Below are 23,577 nucleotides of genomic sequence, written 5' to 3' on the forward strand. Positions count from 1 at the left end.
GTGGTCAGCGCTCCGTGACCGCCGGTCGGCCGTCCGGGTCAGCCGCAGCCGTCGAGCCGGATCGCCAGCAGCGCGATGTCGTCGTCCAGCCGGTCGGGACGGCAGGTCTCCAGCACCCGCTCCACGACGGTCTCCGGCGTGGCGTCCCGGCCGAGCTCGGCGACCGTCCGCTCCAGCAGCTCGGCCCGGTGGTCGGCGTCCTCGCCGACGAGGTCGGTCAGGCCGTCGGTGTAGAAGACCAGCAGCGAGCCGGCGGCGCAGGTGAGCGTCGCCTCGTCCCGGTTCCGCCCGGAGGCGTGGCCGAACTCGGGCACCGCGCCCAGCATCGGTGAGTGGTGCGCGTCCAGCCGGACGAGCTCCCCGCCAGGCTCGACCAGCAGCGGCGCCGGATGCCCGGCGTTGGCGTAGGTGAGCTCCCGGGAGCCGTCCGGGCCCGCCGGGCCCAGCCGGGCGTACACCGCGGTGGCCATCGCGGCGATGTCCAGGCCCTGCACGAGCTGGTCGCACCGGTCCAGCACCGAACCCGGCCGGTCACCGCCCCAGGCGTAGGAGCGCAGCACACCGCGCAGCTGACCCATCGCCGCCGCGGCGGCCAGGTCGTGCCCGACGACGTCGCCGACGGCGGCGCCCACCGAGCCGTCCGGCAGCGGCAGCACGTCGTACCAGTCACCGCCTACCTGGTTGCCGTCCGCGCCGACCACGTACCGCGCCGCGACCTGCAGGCCGGGCACCTCCGGCAGCGCCGGCAGCAGGCTGTGCTGCAGGGTCGCGGCGGCGTCCCGCTCGACCTCGTAGAGCCGGGCGTTGTCCAGCGCCAGCCCGGCCCGGCCGGCCAGGTCGGAGGCCAGGTGCAGGTCCCGGTGGGTGTAGCGGCGGCCGTACGGGAACTGGGTGTGGAAGGTGACCAGCCCCAGCACCCGTCCGCGGCCGAGCATCGGCACGACCATCGCGCTGCGCAACCGCAGCCGCTCGTACTCCTCGGCCGCCACCGGGTCGTCCGGGTGGGCGTCGCCGCCGTGCTCGGGCAGCTCGCCGATCAGATAGGGGCGGCCGGCCCGGACCGCGGCCGCGGCCGGCTCCTCGAGCAGGGTCGTGCCCAGCGGCCCGGAGCGCGCCAACAGGCCCTCGTCGGCGACGTCCCGGGCGGCCACGCCGAGCCGGCGGCGGCTGTCGCCGTCCGGTGCGTCGAGCAGGTCCACCGTGCACAGGTCGGCCACCTCGGGCACCGCGATCCGGGCGAACCGGGAACAGACGTCGCCGACGTCGAACGCCGAGGTCATCTGCATGGTGGCCTCGGCGAGCAGGCGGAGCTGGGCGCGGGCCTCCTCGGCCTCGGCGAGCGCGGCCCGGCGTTCCTGCTCGACGATCACCCGCTCGGTGACGTCGCTCTGCACCCCGACGAAGTTGACCAGCCTGCCCTCGCCGTCCAGCACCGGCGACACCGAGATCTGGTTCCAGAACGCCGTGCCGTCGCGGCGGTAGTTCAGCAGCACCTCGGTGATCGGGCGCCGCTCGCGCAGCGCGCGGGAGATCCGGGCCACCGCGGCGCGGTCGGTGTTCGGCCCCTGCAGGAACCGGCAGTTGCGGCCGACGACCTCGTCCAGCGGGTACCCGGTCAGCCGCTCGAACGACGGGTTGACCCAGGCGAGCGGATCGTCCTCGCGCTGCGGATCGGAGATGGTGAACGACATCTCGGTGGCGAGCACGGCGCGGTCCCGCAGGAACTCCATCCGGTCCCGGTCGAGGTCCCCCGGCCCGGCCAGCGGGAGCAGCACGACCAGTGCCCGGCTGCGCGCGCCGTCGTAGGTGTCGGTGGCCCCGGTCGCCGGATCGGCCAGCGCGAATCCGGTCATCCAGACCAGGCTGGTCGCGGCGGTCGCACCGTCGCCGCCGTCCACCGGGGCACCGTCGCGGTCGGGCACCGCGCCCGGGCCGTGCAGCGCGACCGGCTCCCCCGGCACCTGCTCACCCGCCGCGATCCGGTCCAGCGGGGAGGCCCCGGCCGGATGCGGACGCCCGTCCGGGTCGGTCAGCCGCACCGCATCGGCCCACTCCCGGACGCCGACCGGCAGCGCCAGCTCGTTCCCGGGCAGCTCCAGGGCGGTGGTGTTGGCGTAGACGACCCGCCGCGCACCGATGTCGATCATCAGCACGGCAACCCTGGTGTCCCCGCGGACGTGCGGCATCGGCGGCGTCGCGGCCCGGTCGCCGAGGAGCCCGGTCGACAGCGCGACGGCCTGGTCGACAGCCCGATCGACGGCCTGCTCGGGCGGCGGGCCGGCGGCGACCGGGCCGGGGTCGGGGTACCGGTTCACCCCACCGAGCCTAGAGCCAGGCGCCCGGCACGGCCCGCCGGGACCGGCCGGTATCGTCGCCGGAGCCGCCCCCACGGGGTCGGTCGTGACCGTGTCCGCAAGGCCCCGTCGAGAACACGGCGGGGGCGCCCCGACGAGTCGATGCCGCACCGCGACCCGACTGGAGGTGATCCCCCTGCCCGGATCGATCTCGGCGCAGCCGTCCAGGGACGACGGCGAGCCGGCAGGCAGTCCCGGATGCGTCCCCGGCGGCCTCGAGCTGTCGTTCTCCGCGCCCCGCAGCGGCCTCACCGTGCTGAGCGTGGCCGGTGAGATCGACACGCTCACCGCACCGCATCTCGGTGCCGCGCTCGACGATCTCCTCGAGCGCGGCGACCGGCAGATCGCGATCGATCTGGAAGGGGTCACCTTCCTCGCCTCCAGCGGCCTCGGCGCGCTCATCCACACCGCCCGGCGGGCCGCCCGCGACGACCGCAGGCTGTTCGTGGTGGCGACCAGCCGGGCGGTGCTCCGCCCGCTCGAGGTCACCGGCTCCGCGCAGCTGTTCACCGTCGTCCCGGACCGGTCCGGCATCCCCGGGCCGTGACCGCCGTCCCCCGCCCTGCACGCGGCGCCGCGGCGCGCCATCATGCACCCCGTCCACGGACACCGAGCCGACGCACAGCGAGCCCGATGCACAGCGAGCCGATGAAAGGACGTCCCAGCGTGGCCCAGGAGGACTCCCCGAGCGTTCCCGCCGACCAGGGCACCGCGCCGACGGTCGAGATCCGGACGGCCGCGCGGCCTACGCTGATCCCGACGGTGCGCGCCGTCGCATCCGACCTCGCGGCCCGCGCCGACTTCGATCTCGACGCCATCTCCGATCTCCGCATGGCGGTCGACGAGGCGTGCGCGACCCTGGTCGGGCTCGCCGCACCCGGCTCCTCCCTGCGGTGCACCTTCGACGTGCACGGCGAGCGGATCGACGTCTCCGCACAGGTCGTCACCGGCGGTGCCACCGAGCTCCCCACCGACAGCTTCGGCTGGCGGGTGCTGCAGACACTCGCCGACCAGGTCGCGATCGAGACCGGTGAGGAGGACGGGGGCCGCCCGGCCCTCACCATCCGGTTGCACAAACTCGCCGGGCCCGGGCTGTGACGGCGGACCCCGAGTACGCGAACCTCACCCCGCTCCTCGAGCAGTACGCGAGCCTGGACGCCGACGACCCGCGCCGCGAGCGCCTGCGGGACCGCCTGGTCACCGGCTACCTGCCGGTCGCCCAGCACATCGCGCGCCGGTTCAACCACCGCGGCGAGCCGCTCGACGACCTGGTCCAGGTCGCGACCGTCGGCCTGATCAACGCGATCGACCGGTTCGATCCCGGCAAGGGCGGCGAGTTCTTCTCGTTCGCCGTGCCCACCATCTCCGGCGAGGTGCGCAGGCACTTCCGCGACCAGAGCTGGTCGATGCGGGTGCCGCGGCGGCTCAAGGACATGCACGTCTCGATCAACGGGGCGGTCTCCGAGCTGTCCCAGCGGCTCGGCCGCGCCCCGCGGCCGTCCGAGCTGGCCGAGCACCTCGATCTGCCGGTCAGCGAGGTCCTGCAGGGCCTGGAGGCCGCCGAGGCGTACCGCAGCTCCTCGCTCGACGAGATGCTGTCCTCCGAGGACGGCAGCGCCACCGTCGGCGAGCTGGTCGGCGACGCCGACGCCGAGCTCGACCGGGTGGACTACCGGGAGTCGCTGCGCCCGCTGCTCGCCGAGCTGGCGCCGCGCGAACGCACCATCGTGATGCTGCGGTTCTTCGGGAACCGGACCCAGACCCAGATCGCGGACGAGGTCGGCATCTCCCAGATGCATGTCTCCCGGCTGCTGTCGCAGACCCTCACCCGGCTGCGGAACCGGCTGGATCCGGACGACCGGACACTGTGAGTGCCGGCGCTGCTGTGATCGACCCTGCTGTGACGAATGCCCCCGCACGAACCGTGCCCGGGGAGGCGAGGATCATCCGGAACGGTCGGCAGTGGTGCCGGCACCGATCGTGAGGGGGCACGGTGAGTGGACCGGAGCACGTACTGGTCGTCGGAGCGGGCCTGGCCGGGCTGCGCACCGTGGAGGGCCTGCGCCGGACCGGGTTCGACGGCCGGATCAGCCTGGTCGGGGCCGAGGAGCACCTGCCCTACGACCGGCCGCCGCTGTCCAAACAGTACCTGGCCGGTGAGTGGGACCGGGCGCGGATCGACCTGATCGCCGCCGAGGGACTCGCCGAGCTGGGCGTGCGGACCCACCTGGGGCGCGCCGCGGTCGCGCTGCGTCCCGGCGAGATCGAGCTCGACGACGGCAGCACCCTGCACGCCGACGCCATCGTGCTCGCCGTCGGCGTCGCACCGCGCACCCTCGACGGCCAGCCGCCGTCCGCGCACGTGCTGCGCAGCGTCGAGGAGTCCGACGCGCTGCGCGACGCGCTCACCCGGGCGTCGTCGCTGCTCGTCGTCGGCGCCGGGTTCATCGGCGCCGAGGTGGCGAGCACCGCGCTGGGCCGCGGACTGGCGGTGACCGTGCTGGAGACCGGCCCGGTGCCGATGGCCAGGGTGCTCGGGACCGAGGTGGGTGCGCTCGCCGCACGGCTCGTCTCCGAGTCGGGCGCCGACCTGCGCTGCGGGGTCACGGTGACGTCGCTGACCGACACCGGTGCGACCCTGTCCGACGGTTCCGTGCTGACCGCCGACGAGATCGTCGTCGGGATCGGCGGCCGGCTCGACCTGGGCTGGCTGGAGCCGACCGGGCTGGACCTCACCAGCGGCATCCCGTGCGACGAGCACGGCCGGGTCGACGGGCTGCCGGGCGTCTGGGCGGTCGGCGACGCAGCCGCCTGGACCGATCCCCGGTTCGGTGGCCGCGCCCGGCACGAGCACTGGACGTCGGCCGCCGACCAGGCCGCGGTGGTCGCCCGGGACATCACCGGGGCCGAGCCCCCGCCGCCGACCGTGCCCTACTTCTGGTCCGACCAGTTCGGGCTGAAGATCCAGTTGATCGGGCGGCCGGACCTCGCCGACGCACTGCTGCCGCTGCACGGCGACGGCCTCGACGGCGGCGACGTCAAGGGCACCACGGTCGGCTACCTGCGCGGGGACGAGCTGGTCGCCGTCGTCGGGTTCGGGGCGGCCCGGCGGATCGCCCGCTACCGCAAGCCGCTCGCCGCGGGTGCGGACCGGGCGGCCACCCTGGAGTTCCGGGACACCCTCACCTGAGCCGGGCGGGCCGGCTCAGCGCAGGATCGACCGGATCACCGCCAGCCCGACCAGCGTGCCCACCGCGATCAGCGTGTACTTGATCTTCGGGTCGGCCAGCTTCTCGGCGATCCGCTCCCGGCCGCCCTCGATCAGGTTCTTCGGGTTCGCCCGGTCCGCCAGCGCGTCCAGGCTGTCGGCCAGCGCGTCCCTGGTCTTCTCGATCTCGCGCTGGATGTTCTCGGGGTCGCGGGCCACCACGTCTCCTCCGACTCGGCCGGTGCGCACAGTGCGCGCCCGGGACTCTCCTGCTGCTCGCCACCGCACCGGAGCCGGATCGTCGGGCTCGGCGCGGGCGGCGTGGCCCACACCGTAGCCACCGTGCCCGGCACCCGCTCGCGACGGGCCGCGTCGGTCCACAACCGGCACCTGGACGAACGAGTTGTCCACAGCCTGCACACTCGCCGTGGCGCCGCGGCCACCGGGTGGCAGGCTGGCCTCATGAGTACCCGGCTGCAGGCGGGCGACCCCGCCCCCGACTTCACCCTCGACGACGCCGACGGCAAGCCCGTCTCGCTCTCCGACCACCGGGGCCGGAAGGTGATCGTCTACTTCTACCCGGCCGCGAGCACCCCCGGCTGCACCAAGGAGGCCTGCGACTTCCGGGACAACCTCGCCGACCTCGACGGCGCCGGGATCGACGTCATCGGCATCTCCCCCGACAAGCCGGCGAAGCTCGCGAAGTTCCGGGACGCGGAGGGGCTCACCTTCCCGCTGCTGTCCGACCCGGACCGGGAGGTGCTCACCGCGTGGGGCGCCTTCGGTGAGAAGACCATGTACGGCAAGACGGTGACCGGCGTGATCCGCTCGACGTTCCTGGTCGGCGAGGACGGCACGATCGAGGACGCGAAGTACAACGTCCGGGCCACCGGCCACGTCGCCAAGCTCCGCAAGGACTGGAAGGTCTGACATGCCCGCGGTCCGCCGCGCGGGCGACGGTGGACGCGGCGGTGCGTGATGCCGCGCGCCCGCCGGTGGACCGACGCGCAGCTCGTCGCCGCGGTGGCGGCCTCGAGCAGGCTGAGCGAGGTGTGCCGGCTGCTCGGCATCCGGCCGGGCCGCTACGACCGGCTGCGGGCGCACATCGTGCGGGTCGGGGCCGATGCCGGGCACATCCCGGGGGCCGCGTCCGCCCGCCGCAGGCATCAGTGGACCGACGAGCAGCTCGCCGAGCTGGTTCTCAGCTCGGAGACCGTCGCGGCGGTGCTGCGCGGGCTCGGCTACCAGCCCAGCGGCGGCACGCACCGGCTGGTCGTCGGGCACATCCGGCGGCTCGGGCTGGACACCAGCCACTTCCGTGGCCGGAGCTGGGCCAAGGGCCGCCCGGTGCGAGCACTGCGGGGTTGCAGAGTGGCGCGGTCGTCCGCTGCCGCTGCACCTCGACCACATCAACGGCGACCACACCGACAACCGGCTGGAGAACCTCCGTATCCTGTGCCCGAACTGCCACGCGCTCACCGACACGTGGTGTGCACGGAAGAAGAACAAGCCGGCGTAGCCCAACGGCAGAGGCACGGTCTTTAGGTGGCCGACAGTGCGGGTTCGACTCCCGTCGCCGGCACTCAGCCCGCGGGCTCCTCCGGGATCGGCCGGCGGGCGGCCAGGACCACCCCGGCCAGACCCAGCACCCCGCACAGTGCGGAGACCAGCAGCAGCGAGGGCCGCACGTGCCCGGTCGCCGCGTCGCCGAGCGTGACGATCGCCACGGTGCTGGGCGTGGACCCGATCACGGTCCCGACCAGGTACGGCCAGAACCGCACCGCCGACAGCCCGCTCAGGTAGTTCATCACCGCGAACGGCACCATCGGGATGAGCCGCATCGAGGTGACGGCGAGGGTGCCGTGGTGATCCAGCCGCTGCCGGACCCACAGCGCGCGCGGGTGTTCGGCCCAGCGCCCGATGATCCCGCCGCCGGTGAGCCGGACCAGCGCGAACGCGACGACCGCGGCCAGCGCCGTCGCGACGATGGCGAGCGCGGTGCCGACGACCGCGCCGAACAGCACGCCCGCGGACACGGTGAACACGGTGCGCGGGAACGGCGGCACGTTGAGCAGCACCTGGAGCAGCACGAACACCACCGGCCCCCAGGGGCCCGCGGCCTCGACGACCCGGCGCACCTCGCCGAACTGCGGCACCACGGACAGCCCGTAGGCGCGCGCCACCATCACCACGAGGCTGACCACGAGCACCAGCCCGAGACAACCGAGAAGGGGACGCCACCACCGCACGGGAGGAACGGTACTCAGACGGTCGGCGCGACCGGCGTCACGCCTCGCGTTACGGGACGTACCGGTCATCGCACCGTGAGAAGCTCGGATCATGAGCACTGCGAACGACGGGATCGACCCCTCCGAGCTGGACCCCGACGGCCTCGCCGTGCGCCGCGAGGTGCTCGGTGCCGACTACGTCGCGGCCGCGCTGGCGAACACCGACGGGACGACCGCGGAGTTCCAGCAGCTGATCACCCGCTACGCGTGGAACGAGATCTGGACCCGGCCGGGCCTGGAGCGGCGGATGCGCTCCGCGGTGACGCTGACCGCGCTGATCGCGCACGGGCACTGGGCGGAGCTGGAGATGCACCTGCGCGCCGCCCGGCGCAACGGGCTCACCGACGCCGAGATCGTCGAGATCCTGCTGCAGACCGCGATCTACTGCGGCGTCCCGGCCGCCAACTCGGCGTTCAAGATCGCCCAGCGGGTGCTGGCGGAGCCGCCCCCGGAGTGAACGGGCCACCCCGGCCCCGGCAGGAGGGTGGAGCCGCGCTCAGGTCGCGGCCCGGAGGTGCGGGACCAGCGCGCGCAGGGCCAGCCCCCGGTGCGACGCGGCGTCCTTCTCCTGCGCGGACAGCTCCGCCGAGGAGCGGCTCTCCCCCTCCGGGGCGAAGATCGGGTCGTAGCCGAACCCGTTCTCCCCGCGCGGGGCCCGCAGCAGGGTCCCCCGCCAGGTGCCGTGCACGACGATCCGGCCCGGGGCGCAGTCGCCGTCGCCGTCCGGGGTGACCGGCGCGTCGGCACCGTCCGGGGTGACCGGCGCGTCGGCACAGTCCGCGGTGACCAGCGCGGCGGCGCAGACGAACGCCGCCCCGCGTCGCTCGTCCGGGACGTCCTCGGTCTGGGCGAGCAGCAGCCGCAGGTTGGCCTCGTCGTCGCCGTGCTTCCCGGCCCAGCGGGCGGAGAAGATCCCCGGCATGCCGTTGAGCGCGTCGACGGTGATCCCGGAGTCGTCGGCGATCGCGGGCAGGCCGGTGGCGAGGGCGGCGTCGCGGGCCTTCGCGAGGGCGTTCTCGGCGAACGTCGCGCCGGTCTCGGGGGCCTCCGGGAACTCGTCGACGTCGGCGAGGCCGAGGATCTCGATGCCGTCCAGCCCGGCCGCGGCGACGATCCGGCGCAGCTCGACGAGCTTCTTCGCGTTGCGGGTCGCGAGCAGGACGCGGGTCACTCGGCGCCGTCCCCGCCCGCGGCCTGCTCCGCGGTGGCCGCCCGCTCCGCCGCCAGCTTCGGGTGCGGCTCGGCGAGCACCTCGACCTGCAGCTGGGCGAGCTGCTCGATCCCGGCGAGCGCCGAGTCGAGCATCGCGTCCAGGGTCTTGCGGGCGAAGGTGGCGCCCTCGCCGGTGCCCTGGACCTCGATCAGCGTGCCGGTCTCGGTGGCGACGACGTTCGTGTCGACCTCGGCCCGCGAGTCCTCGGAGTAGGGCAGGTCGAGCCGGACCCGGCCGTCGACGACGCCCACCGACACGGCCGCGACCTGGCAGGAGATCGGCTTCGGGTCGGACAGCTTGCCGTGCTCGCCGAGCCAGGTGACGGCGTCGCAGAGCGCCACGTAGGCGCCGGTGATCGCGGCGGTGCGGGTGCCGCCGTCGGCCTGCAGCACGTCGCAGTCGATCGCGATCGTGTTCTCGCCGAGCGCGCGCAGGTCGATGCAGGCACGCAGGGACCGGCCGACCAGCCGGGAGATCTCGTGCGTGCGGCCGCCGACGCGGCCCTTCACCGACTCCCGCGACGACCGGGTGTCGGTCGACGAGGGCAGCATCGCGTACTCGGCGGTGACCCAGCCGAGGCCGGATCCCTTCCGCCACCGCGGCACGCCCTCGGTCACGCTGGCCGCGCACAGCACCTTCGTGTCACCGAACTCCACCAGCACCGATCCGGCCGGGTGCTTCTGGAAGCCCCGGGTGATCGTCACGGGGCGCAGCTCGTCGTCCGCCCGTCCGTCCGCTCTGCCCTCTACTCGTGTCACCCGCCCATCGTAGGAAGCGGGTTCAGACGTCGAAGACCGCGTCCGGCGTGGCGACCTCGACCGGGCCGTCGAACGCGTCCTTCGCCTCGGTGGCGAGCTCGTCGCGGTCGTACCAGGCGGGCACGTGGGTGACGACGAGCCGGCGCGCATCGGCCGTCGCGGCGTGCTCGCCCGCCTCCCGGCCGGACAGGTGCACCCCGGGCGGGTTGGCCGCGCCGTGCGGCCAGCTCGCCTCGCAGAGCAGCAGGTCGGCGTCCCGGGCGGCGTCGACCAGACCGGGGCAGGCGCCGGTGTCGCCGGAGTAGGTGAGGACCCGCCCGCCGTGCTCGACGCGCAGCGCGAAGGCCGGGCACGGGTGCACGACCGGGACGGCGGTCAGCCGCACCTCGTCGTCGCCGGTGCCGATCGTGCGGGCACCGCCGGCGACCAGATCGTGGAAGGTGAAGACGTCGGTGAGGTCGGTCCCGGCGAGCTCGTCGGCGGTCGGCGCGTAGGCGCGGGCGAACCGGTCGTGCGCGCCGGCCGGGGCGTGCACGGGCAGCGGCGACGCGCCGGCGTCGAACGGCGGCCGCGGGTGGTAGCGGCGGTGCACGACGAGCGAGGCGAAGTCCGAGCAGTGGTCGGCGTGCAGGTGGCTGAAGACGACCGCGTCCAGCGACCACGGATCGAGATGGCGCTGCAGCGCGCCGAGGGTGCCGTTGCCGAGATCGAGGGTGAGCCGGGTGCCGCCCGCCTCCACCAGGTAGCCGGACGCCGGGGACCCGGGACCGGGGCCGCTGCCGGAGCACCCGAGCACGATCAGCCGCATGCGCGACCCTAACCCGTTCGCGCGGTGCGGCGCAGCCACCAGATCCCGACGAAGGGCAGCACCAGCGGCACGAAGCCGTAGCCGATGCCGAAGTACGACCAGACCGTCTCCTGCGGGAAGTCGCTCGGCACGAGCAGCGTGAACGCGCCGACGAGCAGCACCCCGATCATCTCGAAGACCACCGCGAACCAGGCCAGCCTGCGGAACCCGGGCCCGGTGCCGGCCAGCCCGACGGTCGCCAGGATGTAGACGACGCCGGCCACCGCGGACAGCGAGTACGCCAGCGGGGCCTCGTCGAAGCGTTCGGCGATCTGCACCCCGGCCCGGGCCGTCGCGGCGAGGGCGAAGATCCCGTAGACGGCGATCAGCACCCGGCCGGGACCGGTCGCGGTGGCGCGCACCTCGCCGCGGTCAGGCACCGGGGATCCAGAGGCCCTGCAGGCGCAGCACCGCGACCAGGGTGCCGATCGCGCCGGCGGCGATCACGGCGCCGCCCCAGCGGCTGGGCTCGGCGGTGGCGAACTGCAGCGCGATCGGCATGACGCAGACCGCGACCACCAGGTAGATCAGGAAGGTGGTCTGCTCGGGGAGGGTGACGCCGTCGACCAGCACCCGGTAGGCCGCGATCGCGGCCTGGGCCACGATCAGCGCCTCGCAGACCCCGACCGCGATCCGGTGCACCCGGCCCGGTGGCCTGCTGGTCACCGTCGTGACCAGGCCGAACAACGCGGTGGCCGAGAGGGCCACCGTGATCACCAGGACCAGCGCACCGATCACGGCCGCGACGTTACCCCGGAGGGTCCGGCGGCCCGTGCACCGGCTCTGCCGACCACCGCGCCGATCTCCGGGCCGAGGAAGCGGCGGCCGAGCCGCCGGAACGGCTCCGGGTCGCCGGTGGCGAGGAACCGGTGCGGCGCGGGCGGCGCGACGTCGTCGGCGCCGTCGCGCAGCAGACCGCGGCCGTGCAGGGTGCGGACCAGGGTGCGGGCGGTCTCGTCGGCCGAGGACACCAGCGTCACGTCCGGGCCGAGCACGATCTCCAGCACCCCGGACAGCAGCGGGTAGTGCGTGCAGCCGAGCACCACGGTGTCCACCCCGGCGCGCTGCAGCGGCTCCAGGTAGCCCTCGGCGACCCCGAGCACCTGCCGGCCGCTGGTCGTGCCGCGCTCGACGAAGTCGACGAACCGCGGGCAGGCCACCGAGGTGACCTCGATGTCGGGGGCCGCGTCGAAGGCGTCCGGGTAGGCGCCGGACGCGACCGTCGCCAGCGTCCCGATCACCCCGACCCGGCCGTTGCGGGTGGCCGCGACGGCCCGCCGGACGGCCGGCCGGAGCACCTCGACGACCGGCACCGGGTAGCGCTCGCGGAAGTCGGCCAGGCAGGCCGCCGAGGCCGTGTTGCAGGCGATGACCAGCGCCTTCACCCCGGACTCGACGAGCTCGTCGCCGATCGCGAGCGCGTGCCGGCGGACCTGCGCGATCGACTTCGGCCCGTACGGGCTGTGCGCGGTGTCCCCGACGTAGACGAGCTGCTCGGCGGGCAGCAGGTCGATCACCGAGCGGGCGACGGTGAGCCCGCCGACCCCGGAGTCGAAGATCCCGATCGGTGCGTCGAGATCCGGGCCGCCGTTCCGAGCGCTGCTCACGCCCTCAGGGTAGGGGCGGCCCGCCGGTCGGCCTTCGCCACCCAGGACGCCGCGACGACGCCGCCGATGGCCCCGAACAGGTGGCCCTGCCAGGACACCGACGGATCGGAGGGCAGCACGCCCCACAGCAGCGAGCCCCAGAACAGGAACAGCACCACCGCGAGCAGCACCTGCCGGCCGTTGCGCGCGTAGAAGCCGCGGGCCAGCAGGAACAGGAACCAGCCGAACACGATGCCGGAGGCGCCGATCACCGGGGCCGGCGAGACCAGCCAGACACCGAGCCCGCTGATCACCCAGATCGTCGCGGTGACCGAGAACCACTGGGCGATCCCGCCGGACATCGCGAGGAACCCGAAGATCAGGAACGGCAGCGTGTTCGCGATCAGGTGCGCCCAGTCGTCGTGCAGCAGCGGGGCGGTGAGGATCCCGGCGAGCCCCGCCGTGTCGCGCGGATAGATCGCGCCCGCCAGCTGCACGGTCTGGCCGGAGGCGCCGTCGATCGCCTCGAACAGGTAGAGCGCCGCGGTGAACAGCAGCATGAGCCCCGCGGCCCGCTTCGGCTCGGGCGGGAGCACCCGGGCGGGGGCCCGGCCGGACGGGTATGCGGTCATGTCCCCGACGGTACCGGCGGACCTGCCCGATTCGCCCGTCCTGCCCGGTTACGGCCCGGCGTTCCGGCGGCGTTCCTGCTGCGTTCCTGCCGTCGGACGCACCGGGCTCAGGCCCAGAGGTGCCCGTCGATGCCCTGGGCGGCGGAACCGAGATCCCCCGAGTAGGCGCCGGTGGACAGGTACTTCCAGCCGCCGTCGCAGATGATGATCACGATGTCGGCCCGCTCGCCCGCATCCAGCGCCTTGTTCGCGACGCCCAGCGCGGCGTGCAGGATCGCCCCGGACGAGATCCCGGCGAAGATGCCCTCCTGCTCGACGAGCTGGCGGGTGCGGCGCAGCGCGTCGTAGCTGCCGACCGAGAACCGGCCGGTCAGCACGGTCTCGTCGTACAGCTCGGGGACGAAGCCCTCGGAGAGGTTCCGCAGCCCGTAGACGAGCTCGCCGTAGCGCGGCTCGGCGGCGACGATCTGGATGTCCGGCTTGTGCTCGCGCAGGTACCGGCCGGCCCCGACCAGGGTGCCGGTGGTGCCCAGCCCGGCCACGAAGTGGGTGATCGAGGGCAGATCGCGCAGGATCTCCGGGCCGGTGCCGCGGTAGTGCGCGTCGGTGTTGGCCGGGTTGCCGTACTGGTAGAGCATCACCCAGTCCGGGTGCTCGGCGGCCAGCTGCTTGGCGACGGCGACGGCCTGGTTGGAGCCGCCTGCCGCCGGCGAGGAGATGATCTGCGCGCCGTACATCGCGAGCAGCTGGCGGCGCTCCTCGGAGGTGTTCTCCGGCATCACGCAGATGAGCTCGTAGCCCTTGAGCTTCGCGGCCATCGCCAGCGAGATGCCGGTGTTGCCCGAGGTCGGCTCCAAGATGGTGCAGCCGGGGGTGAGCAGGCCCTGCTTCTCCGCGTCCTCGATCATCGCCAGCGCGGGCCGGTCCTTGATCGAGCCGGTCGGGTTGCGGTCCTCCAGCTTGGCCCAGAGCCGCACCTCGGCCGACGGTGACAGCGACGGCAGCCCGACCAGCGGGGTGTCGCCGACGGCCTGCAACAGCGAGTCGTAACGCACAGGTCCTCCTCACGGACCGGTGCCGGGCGGTCCACCGCCCGGCACCCGGGATCCGGACTGCTGTTCAGCGCCCGCCGGCGACGGCCGGGAGGATGGTGAGCGTGGACGACTCGGTGACCGGGGCCTCCAGGCCACCGGCGAAGCGGACGTCCTCGTCGTCGACGTAGATGTTGACGAAGCGGTGCAGCTTGCCGTCGGTGATCAGACGGTCCTTGATGCCGCTGTGCCGCGACTCCAGGTCGTCGATGACCGCGGAGACGGTGTCACCCTTCGCCTCGACGGTCTTCTCACCGCCGGTGTGCGTGCGAAGGATGGTGGGGATGGAGACGGAGACGGCCATCTCGGTGATCACTCCTGGTCGGTTGCTCGGTCGTGCTCTGTACGCGGCAACGCAACCGGTGTCCGGCGCCATTCCCGCGTGACCTCGCCCGCGCGGGTGCGGGGGGAGGGTGGATCAGCTCCGGTCGGGGACGTCGTCGGATCCGGTGTGGGCGAACATGTAGGACTCCACGACCGCCAGCTCGTCCTCGACGACGGCACCGCCGGCGAGGTGGAAGGACCGGATCTCGGGACGGGCGTCGGCGGTGGCGAGGGCCACGATCAGCCAGTGCTGGTCGGGCGTCCACTCCATCTGCGCGATGTCCTTGACCGAGGGGTACGCCTCGGGCAGCCCGCTGTCGGTCAGCGGCCGGCGCGGCACCCGGGTGTGCGAGTGCACCACCAGCATGCGGCGCTCGCCCGCGGCGTCCAGCGCGCGCTCCAGCCGGATGTCCTCGGCCGGGGCGAACGCGAAGTCGCTCTCGATCCCGTCGGCGTTGGTCATCGGGACGTACCGCTCGGGGTGCTCACCGGAGTCGGGGCCGACGAGCTGGCCGCACGCCTCCAGCGGGAATTCCCGCCGGGCGTGCGCGACGATCTCGTCGACGAGGTCCGCTCGGATGGCCAGCACGCCGGTCACGATACGTTGCGCGCACACCGAGCCGCACGTCCCCGGGCCACGGGAGACGACGTTCACCGGCTCGTCACGCCCGGTTGTGACGCCGCCCACGGCGCGCGCGGGGTTGCGCCGTGATACTGCCGTGCCGCGTCGGCCGAGCTGACCGCGCGGGCGTGCACGCCCAGGTGCTGCTGGTGTACCAGGGCGACGGGACCGGGTCCGGCGGCGGCCCCGGCAGCTGCGCGCTGGAGCCGGGCGGGCCGGGCTCGGCGATCGCGGCCGGCGTCTCGGCCGACGTGGACGCCGTGTTCTCCGCGCACTCGCACGAGCAGTACGTGTGCAGCGTCACCGACCCGGCCGGGGCGCCGCGGCCGTTCGTGCAGGGACTGTCGTTCGGCAGGCTGGTGTCGGTGGTCGATCTCGCGCTGACCGGCGACGGGGACGTCGACCGGGCGGCGACCACCGCGCGCAACGAGATCGTCACCCGCGACGTCGCGCCGGACCCGGTCGCGCGGGGCATCGTCGACGCCGCGGTGCAGGGATCGAAGCCGCTCGCGCAGCGCCCGATCGGCACGCTCGCCGGGCCGCTCCCCCGGGCCGCGGCGCCGTCCGGGCTGTCCCCGCTGGGGACGGTGATCGCCGACGCGCAGCTGGCCGCGTCCCGCGGGGACGGCGCGCAGCTCGCGCTGACCAACCCGGGCGGGGGTCCGCGCCGACCTGGCGCCCGGCCCGGACGGCCGGGTGACCTACGGGCAGGCGTACGCCGTCCAGCCGTTCGGCAACATCCTGCAGACGATGACGCTGACCGGCGCGCAGCTACGCGCGGTGCTGGACCAGCAGTTCACGGTGGACGACGGGCCCACGGTCCTGCAGACGTCGTCGAACCTGCGGTACTCGGTCGCCGGCGACCGGGTCACCGGCATCGAGCTGGACGGCGCACCGGTGACCGACGCCGGGAGCTACCGGCTCGCGGTGAACAACTTCCTGTCCGCGGGCGGCGACGGGTTCGACGCGTTCACCGCGGGCACCGACCTGGTGGGCGGGCCGGTCGACCTGGACGTGTTCGTCGGGTACCTGGAGGCCAGCCCGGGGCTGGCGGCGCCGCCGACCGACCGGGTCACCCGGGACTGAACGGGCCGGGCGGCCGCTACAGGGACTTGAGCCGGACCCGGACCAGCGAGTCCTGGACGTAGGTCAGCCAGTGGTAGACGCCGAGGTGCTGGGCCCGGGGATCGTCCTCGGGCAGCTGCTCGGGCATGTCCTCGCTGACGTCGAGCGCGGTGCCCAGGGCCAGCCGGACGTCGTTCAGCGCGGCCAGCCAGGCGTCGGCCTGCCCGGCGGTGAGCTCGATCCGGCCGCCCGCCTCGGGCAGCGTGTCCAGCACGGTCCCCGCCGCCGCGTCCTTCGCCTCGATCAGCGCCGGCTCGTGCAGCGACCGCATGCCGCCCGCCAGGTCGGAGTCCTCGGTGGTGAAGTCGGGCAGCAGCCGGGCCAGCACCCGGTCGGTGGGCCGGGTGGTCGGCCCGGTGCGGATCCCGGTCAGCTCGGCGAGCTCGTCGGTGGGCGCGAGGGCGGCCCGGCCGGCGAGCATCTGGCGGACCTCCTGGAACAGGCCGCGCAGCACGGCAGCCTCCTCGCCGGAGAACCCGGAGGTGTACCGGACCCGCTCGCCGCGGCCGCTGCGCTTCCAGCCGTTCATGTGCGGTACCTCACAGCCGGGGTCATGTGCGCTGCATGGTGGCCCACAGGCCGGCCGCGTGCAGCTGCGCGACGTGTCCCTCGACGGTGTCCTTGTCGCCCGAGGACACCGCGGCCCGGCCCTTGTGGTGCACGTCGAGCATCAGTGCGTTCGCCTTGGGCTCGGGATAGTTGAACACCTTCTGCAGCACGTAGGTGACGTACGACATGAGGTTGACCGGGTCGTTCCACACGATCGCCTGCCACGGCGTGTCGGGCGAGGCGGCGTCGTCGACAGCCGGGTCGACGTCCGGCGAGACCTGCTCGGTGGGCGACGGGGACGGCGCGGTCATGCGCCCCATGGTGACACAACGGGCATAGGCTCCAGCCATGACCGGCCCCGTCCCGGAGGGCAGCACCGCCCTCCTGACCGACCGTTACGAGCTCACGATGGTGGCCGCCGCGCTCGCCGACGGCACCGCGGAGCGCGCCTGCGTGTTCGAGCTGTTCGCCCGCCGGCTCCCGGACGGCCGCCGGTACGGCGTCGTCGCCGGCACCGGCCGGCTGCTCGCGGCGCTGGAACGGTTCCGGTTCGGCCCGGCCGACCTGGAGCTGCTCGCCCATGTGGTGGACCCGGTGACGCTGGACTGGTTGCGCGACTACCGGTTCACCGGCGACGTCGACGGCTACCCGGAGGGCGAGCTGTATTTCCCCGGCTCCCCGGTGCTGACCGTCACCGGCACCTTCGCCGACGCGGTGATCCTGGAGACCCTCGCCCTGTCGATCTACAACCACGACTGCGCGATCGCGTCCGCCGCGGCCCGGATGGTGACCGCGTCGGTCGGCCGGCCGCTGATCGAGATGGGCTCGCGGCGCACCCACGAGGAGGCGGCCGTCGCCGCGGCGCGGGCGGCCTACCTGGCCGGTTTCGCGACGACGTCGAACCTGGCCGCCGGCCGGCGCTACGGCATCCCGACCGCCGGGACCGCGGCGCACGCCTGGGTGCTGCTGCACGACGACGAGCAGTCCGCGTTCCGCAGCCAGGTCGCCGCGCTGGGCACCGGGACCACGCTGCTGGTCGACACCTACGACATCCGCAAGGGCATCGCGAACGCGGTCGAGGTGGCCGGGACCGGGCTGGGCGCGGTCCGGATCGACTCCGGTGACCTGGGCGAGCTGGCCCACCAGGCCCGCGAGCAGCTCGACGCGCTGGGCGCGACCGGCACCCGGATCGTGCTGTCCGGCGATCTGGACGAGTACGCGATCGCCTCGCTGCGGGCCGAGCCGGTGGACTCCTACGGGGTGGGGACCTCGGTCGTCACCGGGTCCGGGGCGCCGACCGCGGGGATGGTCTACAAGCTGGTCGAGGTGGACGGGCGGCCGGTCAGCAAGCGGTCGACGTCGAAGGAATCGCGGGGCGGCCGGAAGTCGGCGCTGCGCCGGTTCAAGCCGACCGGGACCGCGGTCGAAGAGGTCGTGTTCCCGCACGGCCGCCCGCCCGCCGCCGGGCCGCACGACCGGGAGCTCCCGGTGCCGCTGGTCCGCTCCGGCGAGCTCACCCCGGACGCCGCGGCCGGCGGCCTCGACGCCGCCCGCGAGCGGCTGCGGACGGCGCTGGTCGCCGTACCGTGGGAGGGCCTGAAGCTGTCCCGCGGCGAGCCCGCGATCCCCACCACCTTCGTGACGGAGCACTGAGAGCATCCATGGCACGCGCACTGATCGTCGTCGACGTCCAGAACGACTTCTGCGAGGGCGGCGCGCTGGCCGTCGACGGCGGCGCCGCGGTCGCCGCCGGGATCGGCCCGCTGGCCCGCGACGGCGGCTACGACCACGTCGTCGCGACCCGGGACGTGCACGTCGACCCGGGCCCGCACTTCAGCGACACCCCGGACTTCGTGGACTCCTGGCCGCCGCACTGCCGGGCACAGACGCCGGGTGCCTCGTTCCATCCGCTGCTGGACGTCGCGCCGATCGAGTGCGTCTTCGACAAGGGCGCCTACACCAGCGCCTACTCCGGCTTCGAGGGCGCGAGCGACAACGAGTCCGGGGTACCGCTGGCCGACTGGCTGGACGAGCGCGGCGTCACCGAGGTGGACGTGGTGGGGCTGGCCACCGACCACTGCGTCCGCGCGACCGCGCTCGACGCGGCCCGGCTCGGGCTGGCGACCAGGGTGCTGCTCGCGCACTGCGCCGGGGTCTCCCCCGAGACGACCCGCACCGCCCTGTCCACCCTGACCGACGCCGGCGTCCACGTCGTCACCCCCTGACCCCCCTGACCGTCCCAGCCGCACAGGTCGCCGGCTCGCCGCACAGGCTCGAACCTGTGCGGTGCCGGCCGGACCTGTGCGGTGCGGGGCCCGGGGTGGATCAGCCGGCGAAGCGGAACGGGGCGAGTGCCTCGGCCAGGCGGACCGGGTCGCCGTCCTCGCCGGGGGCGTGGTGGAAACCCTCCGCCTCGGCGAGCCCGATGCAGCGGCGCTCGTCGAACAGGCCGCAGACGTAGCGGACGGTGTCCTCGCCGATCTCCTCGACGCCGACCCGCAGCTGGTAGATGCCCGGGTAGTGGACCTCGTCGAGGTACTGCACCGACAGCGTCGACGGCGACAGCCCGTCCAGCGGCCCGCCGACCGGGTAGCCGAGCACGTCGGCGTGCAGCTCGGCCAGGCCGTCGAGGTACCAGGCGGCCAGCGCGACGTTGTTGACGTGCCGGTTGGTGTCCAGGTCGGTGAACCGGACCCGGGCGTCCCAGCGGAACGGGTAGTTCTCCCGGACCAGGCGGGCCTCGCCGCGCTCGGGGCGGGCCGAGGCGGGCGCGTCGATCCGCAGCGGCTCCAGCGAGGCGCGGACCTCGTCGGTCAGCGGCGCCGGCTTCTCGCCGTCGGTGTGCACCGAGGTGGACTCGCCGGTGGCGACCAGGTCGTCCCCGGCGAACACCGCGTAGCGGTAGGAGAACGAGGTGGACCCGACGTTGCTGACGCCGATCCCGATCCGGTACGACCCGGCGACGGTCAGCGGGGCGAGCACCTCGACCCGGACCGCGGCGAGCAGCAGCCGCACCCGCGACTGCAGGCGGGCGACGAGATCGGCGCCGAAGGTCTCGCGCTCGACGGCAACCCGGGCGTCCTCGAACCAGCGGACCAGGGCGTCCCGGCCGATCCGGCGGCTCGGGTCCAGATCGGCGTAGCGGGCCTCGTGCTCGATCAGCACCGGGAACGCGCCGGGCTCGACGTTGCTCTGAGAGGTCAAGGAAGCTGTCACAGCGTCCATCGTGACGCTGTGTCGCCGCTCACCGGCCACCGGCGTCCGATATCACACGTGGTGCACGGTGTTGTCACGGCGCGCGCCCGGGCGTCGTGTCCCGTCGGGGCCCGGGGTGTCGGTGGGCCTCGGTAGCCTCGGTCCGTGCCCGCTCCCGTGTCCGCTCCCGTGGCGACCCGCGATCTGCCCGGTGTGCACGAGCTGCTGGAGGCGGCCGTGTCCTCGGTCGGCGGTGCGCGGCGCGAGGGGCAGGACCGGATGGCCGACGCGGTGCGCCGCGCGCTGTCCTCGGGCGAGCACCTGGCCGTGCAGGCCGGCACCGGCACCGGCAAGTCGCTGGCCTACCTGGTCCCCGCGATCCGGCACGCGATGGCCCGGGACACCACCGTCGTCGTGTCGACCGCGACGATCGCGCTGCAGCGCCAGCTGGTCGACCGGGACCTGCCGCGGGTGGCGAAGAGCCTGAAGAAGGTGCTGGGCCGGGAGCCGACGTTCGCGATCCTCAAGGGCCGGCGCAACTACCTGTGCCTGAACAAGCTGCACGGCGACATGGGGGACGACGAGGACCCGGAGGCCCAGTTGTTCGACGCGTTCGCGATCTCCGCGCTGGGCCGGAACGTGAAGCGGCTGCACGAGTGGGCGTCGGATACCGAGACCGGCGACCGCGACGAGCTGGTCCCCGGCGTGCCGGAGCCGGCCTGGCGGCAGGTGTCGGTGACCGCCCGCGAGTGCCTCGGGGCGAGCCGCTGCCCGGTCGGCGAGGACTGCTTCGCCGAGAAGGCGCGGGCCGCGGCCGGGCGGGCCGACATCGTCGTCACCAACCACGCGCTGCTCGCGATCGACGCGATGGGCGAGGCCCAGGTGCTGCCCGAGCACGACGTGGTGATCGTCGACGAGGCGCACGAGCTGGTCGACCGGGTCACCGGCGCGGCCACCGCCGAGCTGACCGCGGGCACCGTCGCCGCCGCCGCGCGGCGCTGCGGCAGGCTCGTCGACCAGGAGCAGGCCGACCGGCTCGCCGAGGCGGGCGAGGGCCTCGGCGCGGTGCTCGAGGACCTGCCGCCGGCCCGCTGGGAGGCGCTGCCCGGGCCCGTCTCGGGCGCGCTGAACGCGATCCTCTCGGCCGCGGCGGGCTGCCGGCAGTCGCTCGGCGGGAACCGGCGCGGCGACGACGCCGATCCGGAGGGCGCCGCCGCCCGCAAGCTCGCACTGGCCCTGCTCGACGAGGTGTCCGACACCGCGGTGCGGCTGGTCGACACGTTCAAGGAGGCCGACCCGGCGAAGCGCCGCGACGTGGTGTGGCTCGGTGAGCAGGGGCCCGACGGCAGCCGGTACAAGGTGCTGCGGGTCGCGCCGCTGTCGGTCGGCGGGCTGCTGCGCGAGCGCCTGTTCAACACCCGGACCACCGTGCTGACCTCGGCGACCCTGGCGCTGGGCGGCTCGTTCGACGCGCTCGCCCGGCAGTGGGGCCTGCCGGCCGCGCAGCCGAAGGAGCGCGGCGACACCCCGCCGGCCACCGAGGAGGGGCACGGTCCGGTGCAGGACCCGGAGGCGCCGCGCTGGACCGGCCTGGACGTCGGCTCCCCGTTCGCGCACGGCCGCTCCGGCATCCTCTACCTGGCCCGCCGGCTCCCCGCCCCCGGCCGGGACGGGCTCGCCCCGCAGACGCTCGACGAGATCGAGGCGCTGGTCCGCGCCGCGGGCGGCCGCACGCTCGGCCTGTTCTCCTCGACCCGGGCGGCGAAGCAGGCCACCGAGGCGCTGCGGCCCAAGCTGGACACGCCGCTGCTCTGCCAGGGCGACGACTCGACGATGCTGCTGGTCAAGCGGTTCGCCGAGGACGACGAGACCTCGCTGTTCGGCACCCTGTCGCTGTGGCAGGGGGTGGACGTGCCGGGCCCGTCGCTGTCGCTGGTGATCATCGACCGGATCCCGTTCCCACGGCCGGACGATCCGCTGGTCGCGGCCCGGCAGAAGGCCACCGACGCGCGCGGCGGCAACGGCTTCCTGTCCGTCTCGGCGACGCACGCGGCGCTGCTGCTCGCCCAGGGCGCCGGGCGGCTGCTGCGCTCCACCGACGACCGCGGCGTGGTCGCGATCCTGGATCCGCGGATCTCCACCGCCCGCTACGGCGGGTTCCTGCGGGCCTCGCTGCCGCCGTTCTGGGAGACCACCGACAGCGAGAAGGTGCAGGGCGCGCTGCGCCGGCTGCGCGGGGAGTGAGGTCGCGCACCCGCCCGGCGAGCACCCCTCCGCTCAGATAAGTTGTGCACAACTGATCTGGGTTGTTCCGACGGGCAAGGGGATCCGCATGCCGACCTACACGACCGAGGCCACGTCCACCGGCGGCGGCCGGGACGGGCACGTCCGCTCCGACGACGGCTTCATCGACCAGGACCTGCGGATGCCGCCCGAGCTGGGCGGCCCGGGCGGGGCGACCAACCCGGAGCAGCTGTTCGCCGCCGCGTACGCGGCCTGCTTCCACGGCGCGCTGCGCCTGGCCGCCCGCACGCGCAAGGAGACCGTCCCGGACGACCTGTCGGTGACCGCGACCGTCCGGCTCGAGCCCGACGACGTCAGCTTCCACGTCGCCGCCGACATCTCCGCGCACCTGCCCGGGCTGGAGCAGTCCGCCGCCGACGCGCTCGTCGAGGCCGCCCACCAGGTGTGCCCGTACTCCCGGGCCACCAGCGGGAACGTCGAGGTCACGCTCACCGCGACCGTCTGAGCGGCGGCGCGGCCCGGAGGCCGGTCATGACCTCCGGCACGTCCGCGGCGGGGGCCCGGCCGGGCAGGCTGCCCGCATGACGACCGACGTGGGCCGGTTCACCGGCCCGGAGGCCGAGACCCGGTTCCGCGAGCTCTACGACGCGGCCATGGCACTGCTCCCGGCACCGGAGGGCACCGAGGACCTGCGCACCGCGTTCGGCACGGTGCGGGTGTACCGGTTCGGCTCCGCGGCGGGCCCGCCGCTGGTGCTGCTCCCCGGCCGGGGTGGCACCACCGCGCTGTGGCTGCCGAACCTGGCCGGCTGGGCCCGGCGGCGGACCGTGTACGCCGTCGAGCCGCTGGGCGACGCCGGCCCGTCCCGGCAGACCCGGCCGATCCGCACCGCCGACGACCAGGCGGCCTGGCTCGACGAGCTGCTGGAGACCCTCGGCACCGGCCCGGCGCACCTGGTCGGCCAGTCCGTCGGCGCCTGGCTCGCGGTGCAGGTCGCGCTGCGCGCACCGGGGCGGATCGGGTCGCTGTCGCTGATCGAACCGACCCAGGTGCTCGGCCGGATCCGGCCCGGCCTGGTCGTGGCGGGCCTGCTCACCGTCCCCGGGCTGCCGGAGCGCCTGCGGCGGCGGGCGCTGCGCTGGATCGTCGGCACCGGCGACGACCTGTTCGACGGCCCGATCGGCCGGCTCACGGTGGCCGCGGCGGGCGGGTTCCGGAACGTCACGCCGCCGCCCGCACTGCCCACCGACGACGAGCTGCGCGGACTGCGGGTCCCGGTGCTCGCACTGCTCGGCGGGCGCAGCCGCACCCACGACGCCCGCCGCTCCGCGCACCGCGCCCGTGCGCTGCTGTCCGACGCCCGGGTGGAGATCGTGGACGGCGCCGGGCACGCGCTCAACGGCGAGTTCCCGGAGCTGGTGACCAGCCGCGTCCTGGGCCTCGCCGACGAGGTCGACGCGGCCGGGCCGGGGCGCCGGCCGGCCTGAGCCGGGCCGGGACCGTGCCGGGCCGGGCCGGGCCGGGCCGGGCCGGGCCGGGCC

The 23,577-nt window shown here is 74.5% G+C and carries 28 protein-coding genes and 1 tRNA gene; 13 read left to right on the forward strand and 16 right to left on the reverse strand.

Features of this window, described 5'->3' with window-relative positions; translation table 11 throughout:
* Positions 1–38: 38 nt before the first annotated feature.
* Positions 39–2,315, reverse strand: a complete 2,277-nt coding sequence (locus tag ACVJO7_RS00475) for a PP2C family protein-serine/threonine phosphatase (protein WP_491671239.1) — start codon at positions 2,313–2,315, stop codon at positions 39–41.
* A gap of 166 nt (positions 2,316–2,481) precedes the next feature.
* Here ACVJO7_RS00475 and ACVJO7_RS00480 point away from each other — a divergent pair, with 166 nt between their 5' ends.
* From ACVJO7_RS00480 to ACVJO7_RS00495, 4 genes are all read left to right on the forward strand, one after another.
* Positions 2,482–2,901: an STAS domain-containing protein gene (locus ACVJO7_RS00480; RefSeq protein WP_491671240.1), complete on the forward strand. Its 420-nt coding sequence runs from the start codon at positions 2,482–2,484 to the stop codon at positions 2,899–2,901.
* A gap of 119 nt (positions 2,902–3,020) precedes the next feature.
* Complete coding sequence (locus ACVJO7_RS00485) at positions 3,021–3,452, forward strand: ATP-binding protein (RefSeq protein WP_491671241.1); 432 nt, start codon at positions 3,021–3,023, stop codon at positions 3,450–3,452.
* On the forward strand, positions 3,449–4,225 hold the full coding sequence (locus tag ACVJO7_RS00490; RefSeq protein ID WP_491671242.1) for a SigB/SigF/SigG family RNA polymerase sigma factor: 777 nt from the start codon (positions 3,449–3,451) through the stop codon (positions 4,223–4,225). The genes ACVJO7_RS00485 and ACVJO7_RS00490 overlap by 4 nt, the downstream gene beginning before the upstream one ends.
* A gap of 122 nt (positions 4,226–4,347) precedes the next feature.
* Complete coding sequence (locus ACVJO7_RS00495) at positions 4,348–5,544, forward strand: NAD(P)/FAD-dependent oxidoreductase (RefSeq protein WP_491671243.1); 1,197 nt, start codon at positions 4,348–4,350, stop codon at positions 5,542–5,544.
* Positions 5,545–5,559: 15 nt separating this feature from the next.
* On the opposite strand, the gene ACVJO7_RS00500 is transcribed toward ACVJO7_RS00495, so the two are convergent.
* The gene (locus tag ACVJO7_RS00500) at positions 5,560–5,781 is read right to left on the reverse strand and encodes a DUF3618 domain-containing protein (protein WP_344022767.1); all 222 of its coding nucleotides are present in this window, start codon (positions 5,779–5,781) and stop codon (positions 5,560–5,562) included.
* Between the two features lie 243 nt (positions 5,782–6,024).
* Between ACVJO7_RS00500 and bcp the strand changes: the two genes are divergently transcribed.
* Both bcp and ACVJO7_RS00510 read left to right on the forward strand, forming a co-directional pair.
* Positions 6,025–6,492, forward strand: coding sequence for a thioredoxin-dependent thiol peroxidase (bcp, locus tag ACVJO7_RS00505; protein ID WP_344022765.1), 468 nt, complete (start codon positions 6,025–6,027; stop codon positions 6,490–6,492).
* Positions 6,493–7,071: 579 nt separating this feature from the next.
* A tRNA-Leu gene (locus ACVJO7_RS00510) sits at positions 7,072–7,144 on the forward strand.
* A gap of 1 nt (position 7,145) precedes the next feature.
* Here the strand turns inward: ACVJO7_RS00510 and ACVJO7_RS00515 are convergent.
* Complete coding sequence (locus tag ACVJO7_RS00515) at positions 7,146–7,772, reverse strand: TVP38/TMEM64 family protein (RefSeq protein WP_491671244.1); 627 nt, start codon at positions 7,770–7,772, stop codon at positions 7,146–7,148.
* Between the two features lie 130 nt (positions 7,773–7,902).
* On the opposite strand from ACVJO7_RS00515, the gene ACVJO7_RS00520 reads away from it, so the two are divergent.
* Positions 7,903–8,307, forward strand: coding sequence for a carboxymuconolactone decarboxylase family protein (locus ACVJO7_RS00520; protein WP_344022758.1), 405 nt, complete (start codon positions 7,903–7,905; stop codon positions 8,305–8,307).
* A gap of 39 nt (positions 8,308–8,346) precedes the next feature.
* On the opposite strand, the gene ACVJO7_RS00525 is transcribed toward ACVJO7_RS00520, so the two are convergent.
* The 10 genes from ACVJO7_RS00525 to ACVJO7_RS00570 all read right to left on the reverse strand — a co-directional run bounded on the left by ACVJO7_RS00525 (position 8,347) and on the right by ACVJO7_RS00570 (position 14,890).
* Positions 8,347–9,021 (reverse strand): non-canonical purine NTP pyrophosphatase, encoded by a 675-nt coding sequence (locus tag ACVJO7_RS00525; protein ID WP_491671245.1) that lies wholly within the window; start codon positions 9,019–9,021, stop codon positions 8,347–8,349.
* On the reverse strand, positions 9,018–9,821 hold the full coding sequence (gene rph / locus ACVJO7_RS00530; RefSeq protein ID WP_491671246.1) for a ribonuclease PH: 804 nt from the start codon (positions 9,819–9,821) through the stop codon (positions 9,018–9,020). The genes ACVJO7_RS00525 and rph overlap by 4 nt, the downstream gene beginning before the upstream one ends.
* A 22-nt stretch (positions 9,822–9,843) precedes the next feature.
* Complete coding sequence (locus tag ACVJO7_RS00535) at positions 9,844–10,629, reverse strand: MBL fold metallo-hydrolase (RefSeq protein ID WP_491671247.1); 786 nt, start codon at positions 10,627–10,629, stop codon at positions 9,844–9,846.
* Positions 10,630–10,637: 8 nt separating this feature from the next.
* The gene (locus tag ACVJO7_RS00540; RefSeq protein ID WP_344022748.1) at positions 10,638–11,048 is read right to left on the reverse strand and encodes a hypothetical protein; all 411 of its coding nucleotides are present in this window, start codon (positions 11,046–11,048) and stop codon (positions 10,638–10,640) included.
* The gene (locus ACVJO7_RS00545; RefSeq protein ID WP_344022746.1) at positions 11,041–11,406 is read right to left on the reverse strand and encodes a hypothetical protein; all 366 of its coding nucleotides are present in this window, start codon (positions 11,404–11,406) and stop codon (positions 11,041–11,043) included. Before ACVJO7_RS00545 ends, ACVJO7_RS00540 begins: the two co-directional genes overlap by 8 nt.
* Complete coding sequence (gene murI, locus ACVJO7_RS00550) at positions 11,403–12,275, reverse strand: glutamate racemase (protein WP_491671248.1); 873 nt, start codon at positions 12,273–12,275, stop codon at positions 11,403–11,405. Before murI ends, ACVJO7_RS00545 begins: the two co-directional genes overlap by 4 nt.
* Positions 12,272–12,886, reverse strand: a complete 615-nt coding sequence (locus ACVJO7_RS00555) for a rhomboid family intramembrane serine protease (RefSeq protein WP_491671249.1) — start codon at positions 12,884–12,886, stop codon at positions 12,272–12,274. The genes murI and ACVJO7_RS00555 overlap by 4 nt, the downstream gene beginning before the upstream one ends.
* Before the next feature lie 107 nt (positions 12,887–12,993).
* Entirely contained in the window at positions 12,994–13,941 is a 948-nt protein-coding gene (locus tag ACVJO7_RS00560; RefSeq protein ID WP_344022740.1) for a PLP-dependent cysteine synthase family protein, read from the reverse strand.
* A 64-nt stretch (positions 13,942–14,005) separates the two neighbouring features.
* Positions 14,006–14,281: a MoaD/ThiS family protein gene (locus tag ACVJO7_RS00565; RefSeq protein WP_344022738.1), complete on the reverse strand. Its 276-nt coding sequence runs from the start codon at positions 14,279–14,281 to the stop codon at positions 14,006–14,008.
* Positions 14,282–14,395: 114 nt separating this feature from the next.
* Positions 14,396–14,890: a M67 family metallopeptidase gene (locus ACVJO7_RS00570; protein WP_491671250.1), complete on the reverse strand. Its 495-nt coding sequence runs from the start codon at positions 14,888–14,890 to the stop codon at positions 14,396–14,398.
* 729 nt (positions 14,891–15,619) lie between these two features.
* Here ACVJO7_RS00570 and ACVJO7_RS00575 point away from each other — a divergent pair.
* The gene (locus tag ACVJO7_RS00575) at positions 15,620–16,009 is read left to right on the forward strand and encodes a 5'-nucleotidase C-terminal domain-containing protein (RefSeq protein WP_491671251.1); all 390 of its coding nucleotides are present in this window, start codon (positions 15,620–15,622) and stop codon (positions 16,007–16,009) included.
* Between the two features lie 16 nt (positions 16,010–16,025).
* On the opposite strand, the gene ACVJO7_RS00580 is transcribed toward ACVJO7_RS00575, so the two are convergent.
* The gene (locus tag ACVJO7_RS00580) at positions 16,026–16,577 is read right to left on the reverse strand and encodes a DUF2017 domain-containing protein (RefSeq protein ID WP_344022732.1); all 552 of its coding nucleotides are present in this window, start codon (positions 16,575–16,577) and stop codon (positions 16,026–16,028) included.
* 22 nt (positions 16,578–16,599) lie between these two features.
* Positions 16,600–16,908: an ATP-dependent Clp protease adapter ClpS gene (gene clpS, locus ACVJO7_RS00585; protein WP_344022730.1), complete on the reverse strand. Its 309-nt coding sequence runs from the start codon at positions 16,906–16,908 to the stop codon at positions 16,600–16,602.
* A 37-nt stretch (positions 16,909–16,945) separates the two neighbouring features.
* Here clpS and ACVJO7_RS00590 point away from each other — a divergent pair, with 37 nt between their 5' ends.
* Together ACVJO7_RS00590 and ACVJO7_RS00595 are read left to right on the forward strand one after the other, a co-directional pair.
* Entirely contained in the window at positions 16,946–18,250 is a 1,305-nt protein-coding gene (locus tag ACVJO7_RS00590) for a nicotinate phosphoribosyltransferase (protein ID WP_491671252.1), read from the forward strand.
* A gap of 8 nt (positions 18,251–18,258) precedes the next feature.
* Positions 18,259–18,822 (forward strand): isochorismatase family protein, encoded by a 564-nt coding sequence (locus tag ACVJO7_RS00595; RefSeq protein ID WP_344022726.1) that lies wholly within the window; start codon positions 18,259–18,261, stop codon positions 18,820–18,822.
* Between the two features lie 100 nt (positions 18,823–18,922).
* On the opposite strand, the gene ACVJO7_RS00600 is transcribed toward ACVJO7_RS00595, so the two are convergent.
* Positions 18,923–19,813, reverse strand: a complete 891-nt coding sequence (locus ACVJO7_RS00600; RefSeq protein WP_491671253.1) for a thioesterase family protein — start codon at positions 19,811–19,813, stop codon at positions 18,923–18,925.
* Positions 19,814–19,957: 144 nt separating this feature from the next.
* On the opposite strand from ACVJO7_RS00600, the gene ACVJO7_RS00605 reads away from it, so the two are divergent.
* The 3 genes from ACVJO7_RS00605 (at position 19,958) to ACVJO7_RS00615 (ending at position 23,523) form a co-directional block, all read left to right on the forward strand.
* On the forward strand, positions 19,958–22,036 hold the full coding sequence (locus tag ACVJO7_RS00605) for an ATP-dependent DNA helicase (RefSeq protein ID WP_486362824.1): 2,079 nt from the start codon (positions 19,958–19,960) through the stop codon (positions 22,034–22,036).
* 88 nt (positions 22,037–22,124) lie between these two features.
* Positions 22,125–22,541 (forward strand): organic hydroperoxide resistance protein, encoded by a 417-nt coding sequence (locus ACVJO7_RS00610; protein WP_491671254.1) that lies wholly within the window; start codon positions 22,125–22,127, stop codon positions 22,539–22,541.
* Positions 22,542–22,617: 76 nt separating this feature from the next.
* Positions 22,618–23,523, forward strand: a complete 906-nt coding sequence (locus ACVJO7_RS00615) for an alpha/beta fold hydrolase (protein WP_491671255.1) — start codon at positions 22,618–22,620, stop codon at positions 23,521–23,523.
* The last annotated feature ends 54 nt before the right edge of the window (positions 23,524–23,577 follow it).

Source organism: Pseudonocardia sp. DxW (genome assembly GCF_058448985.1).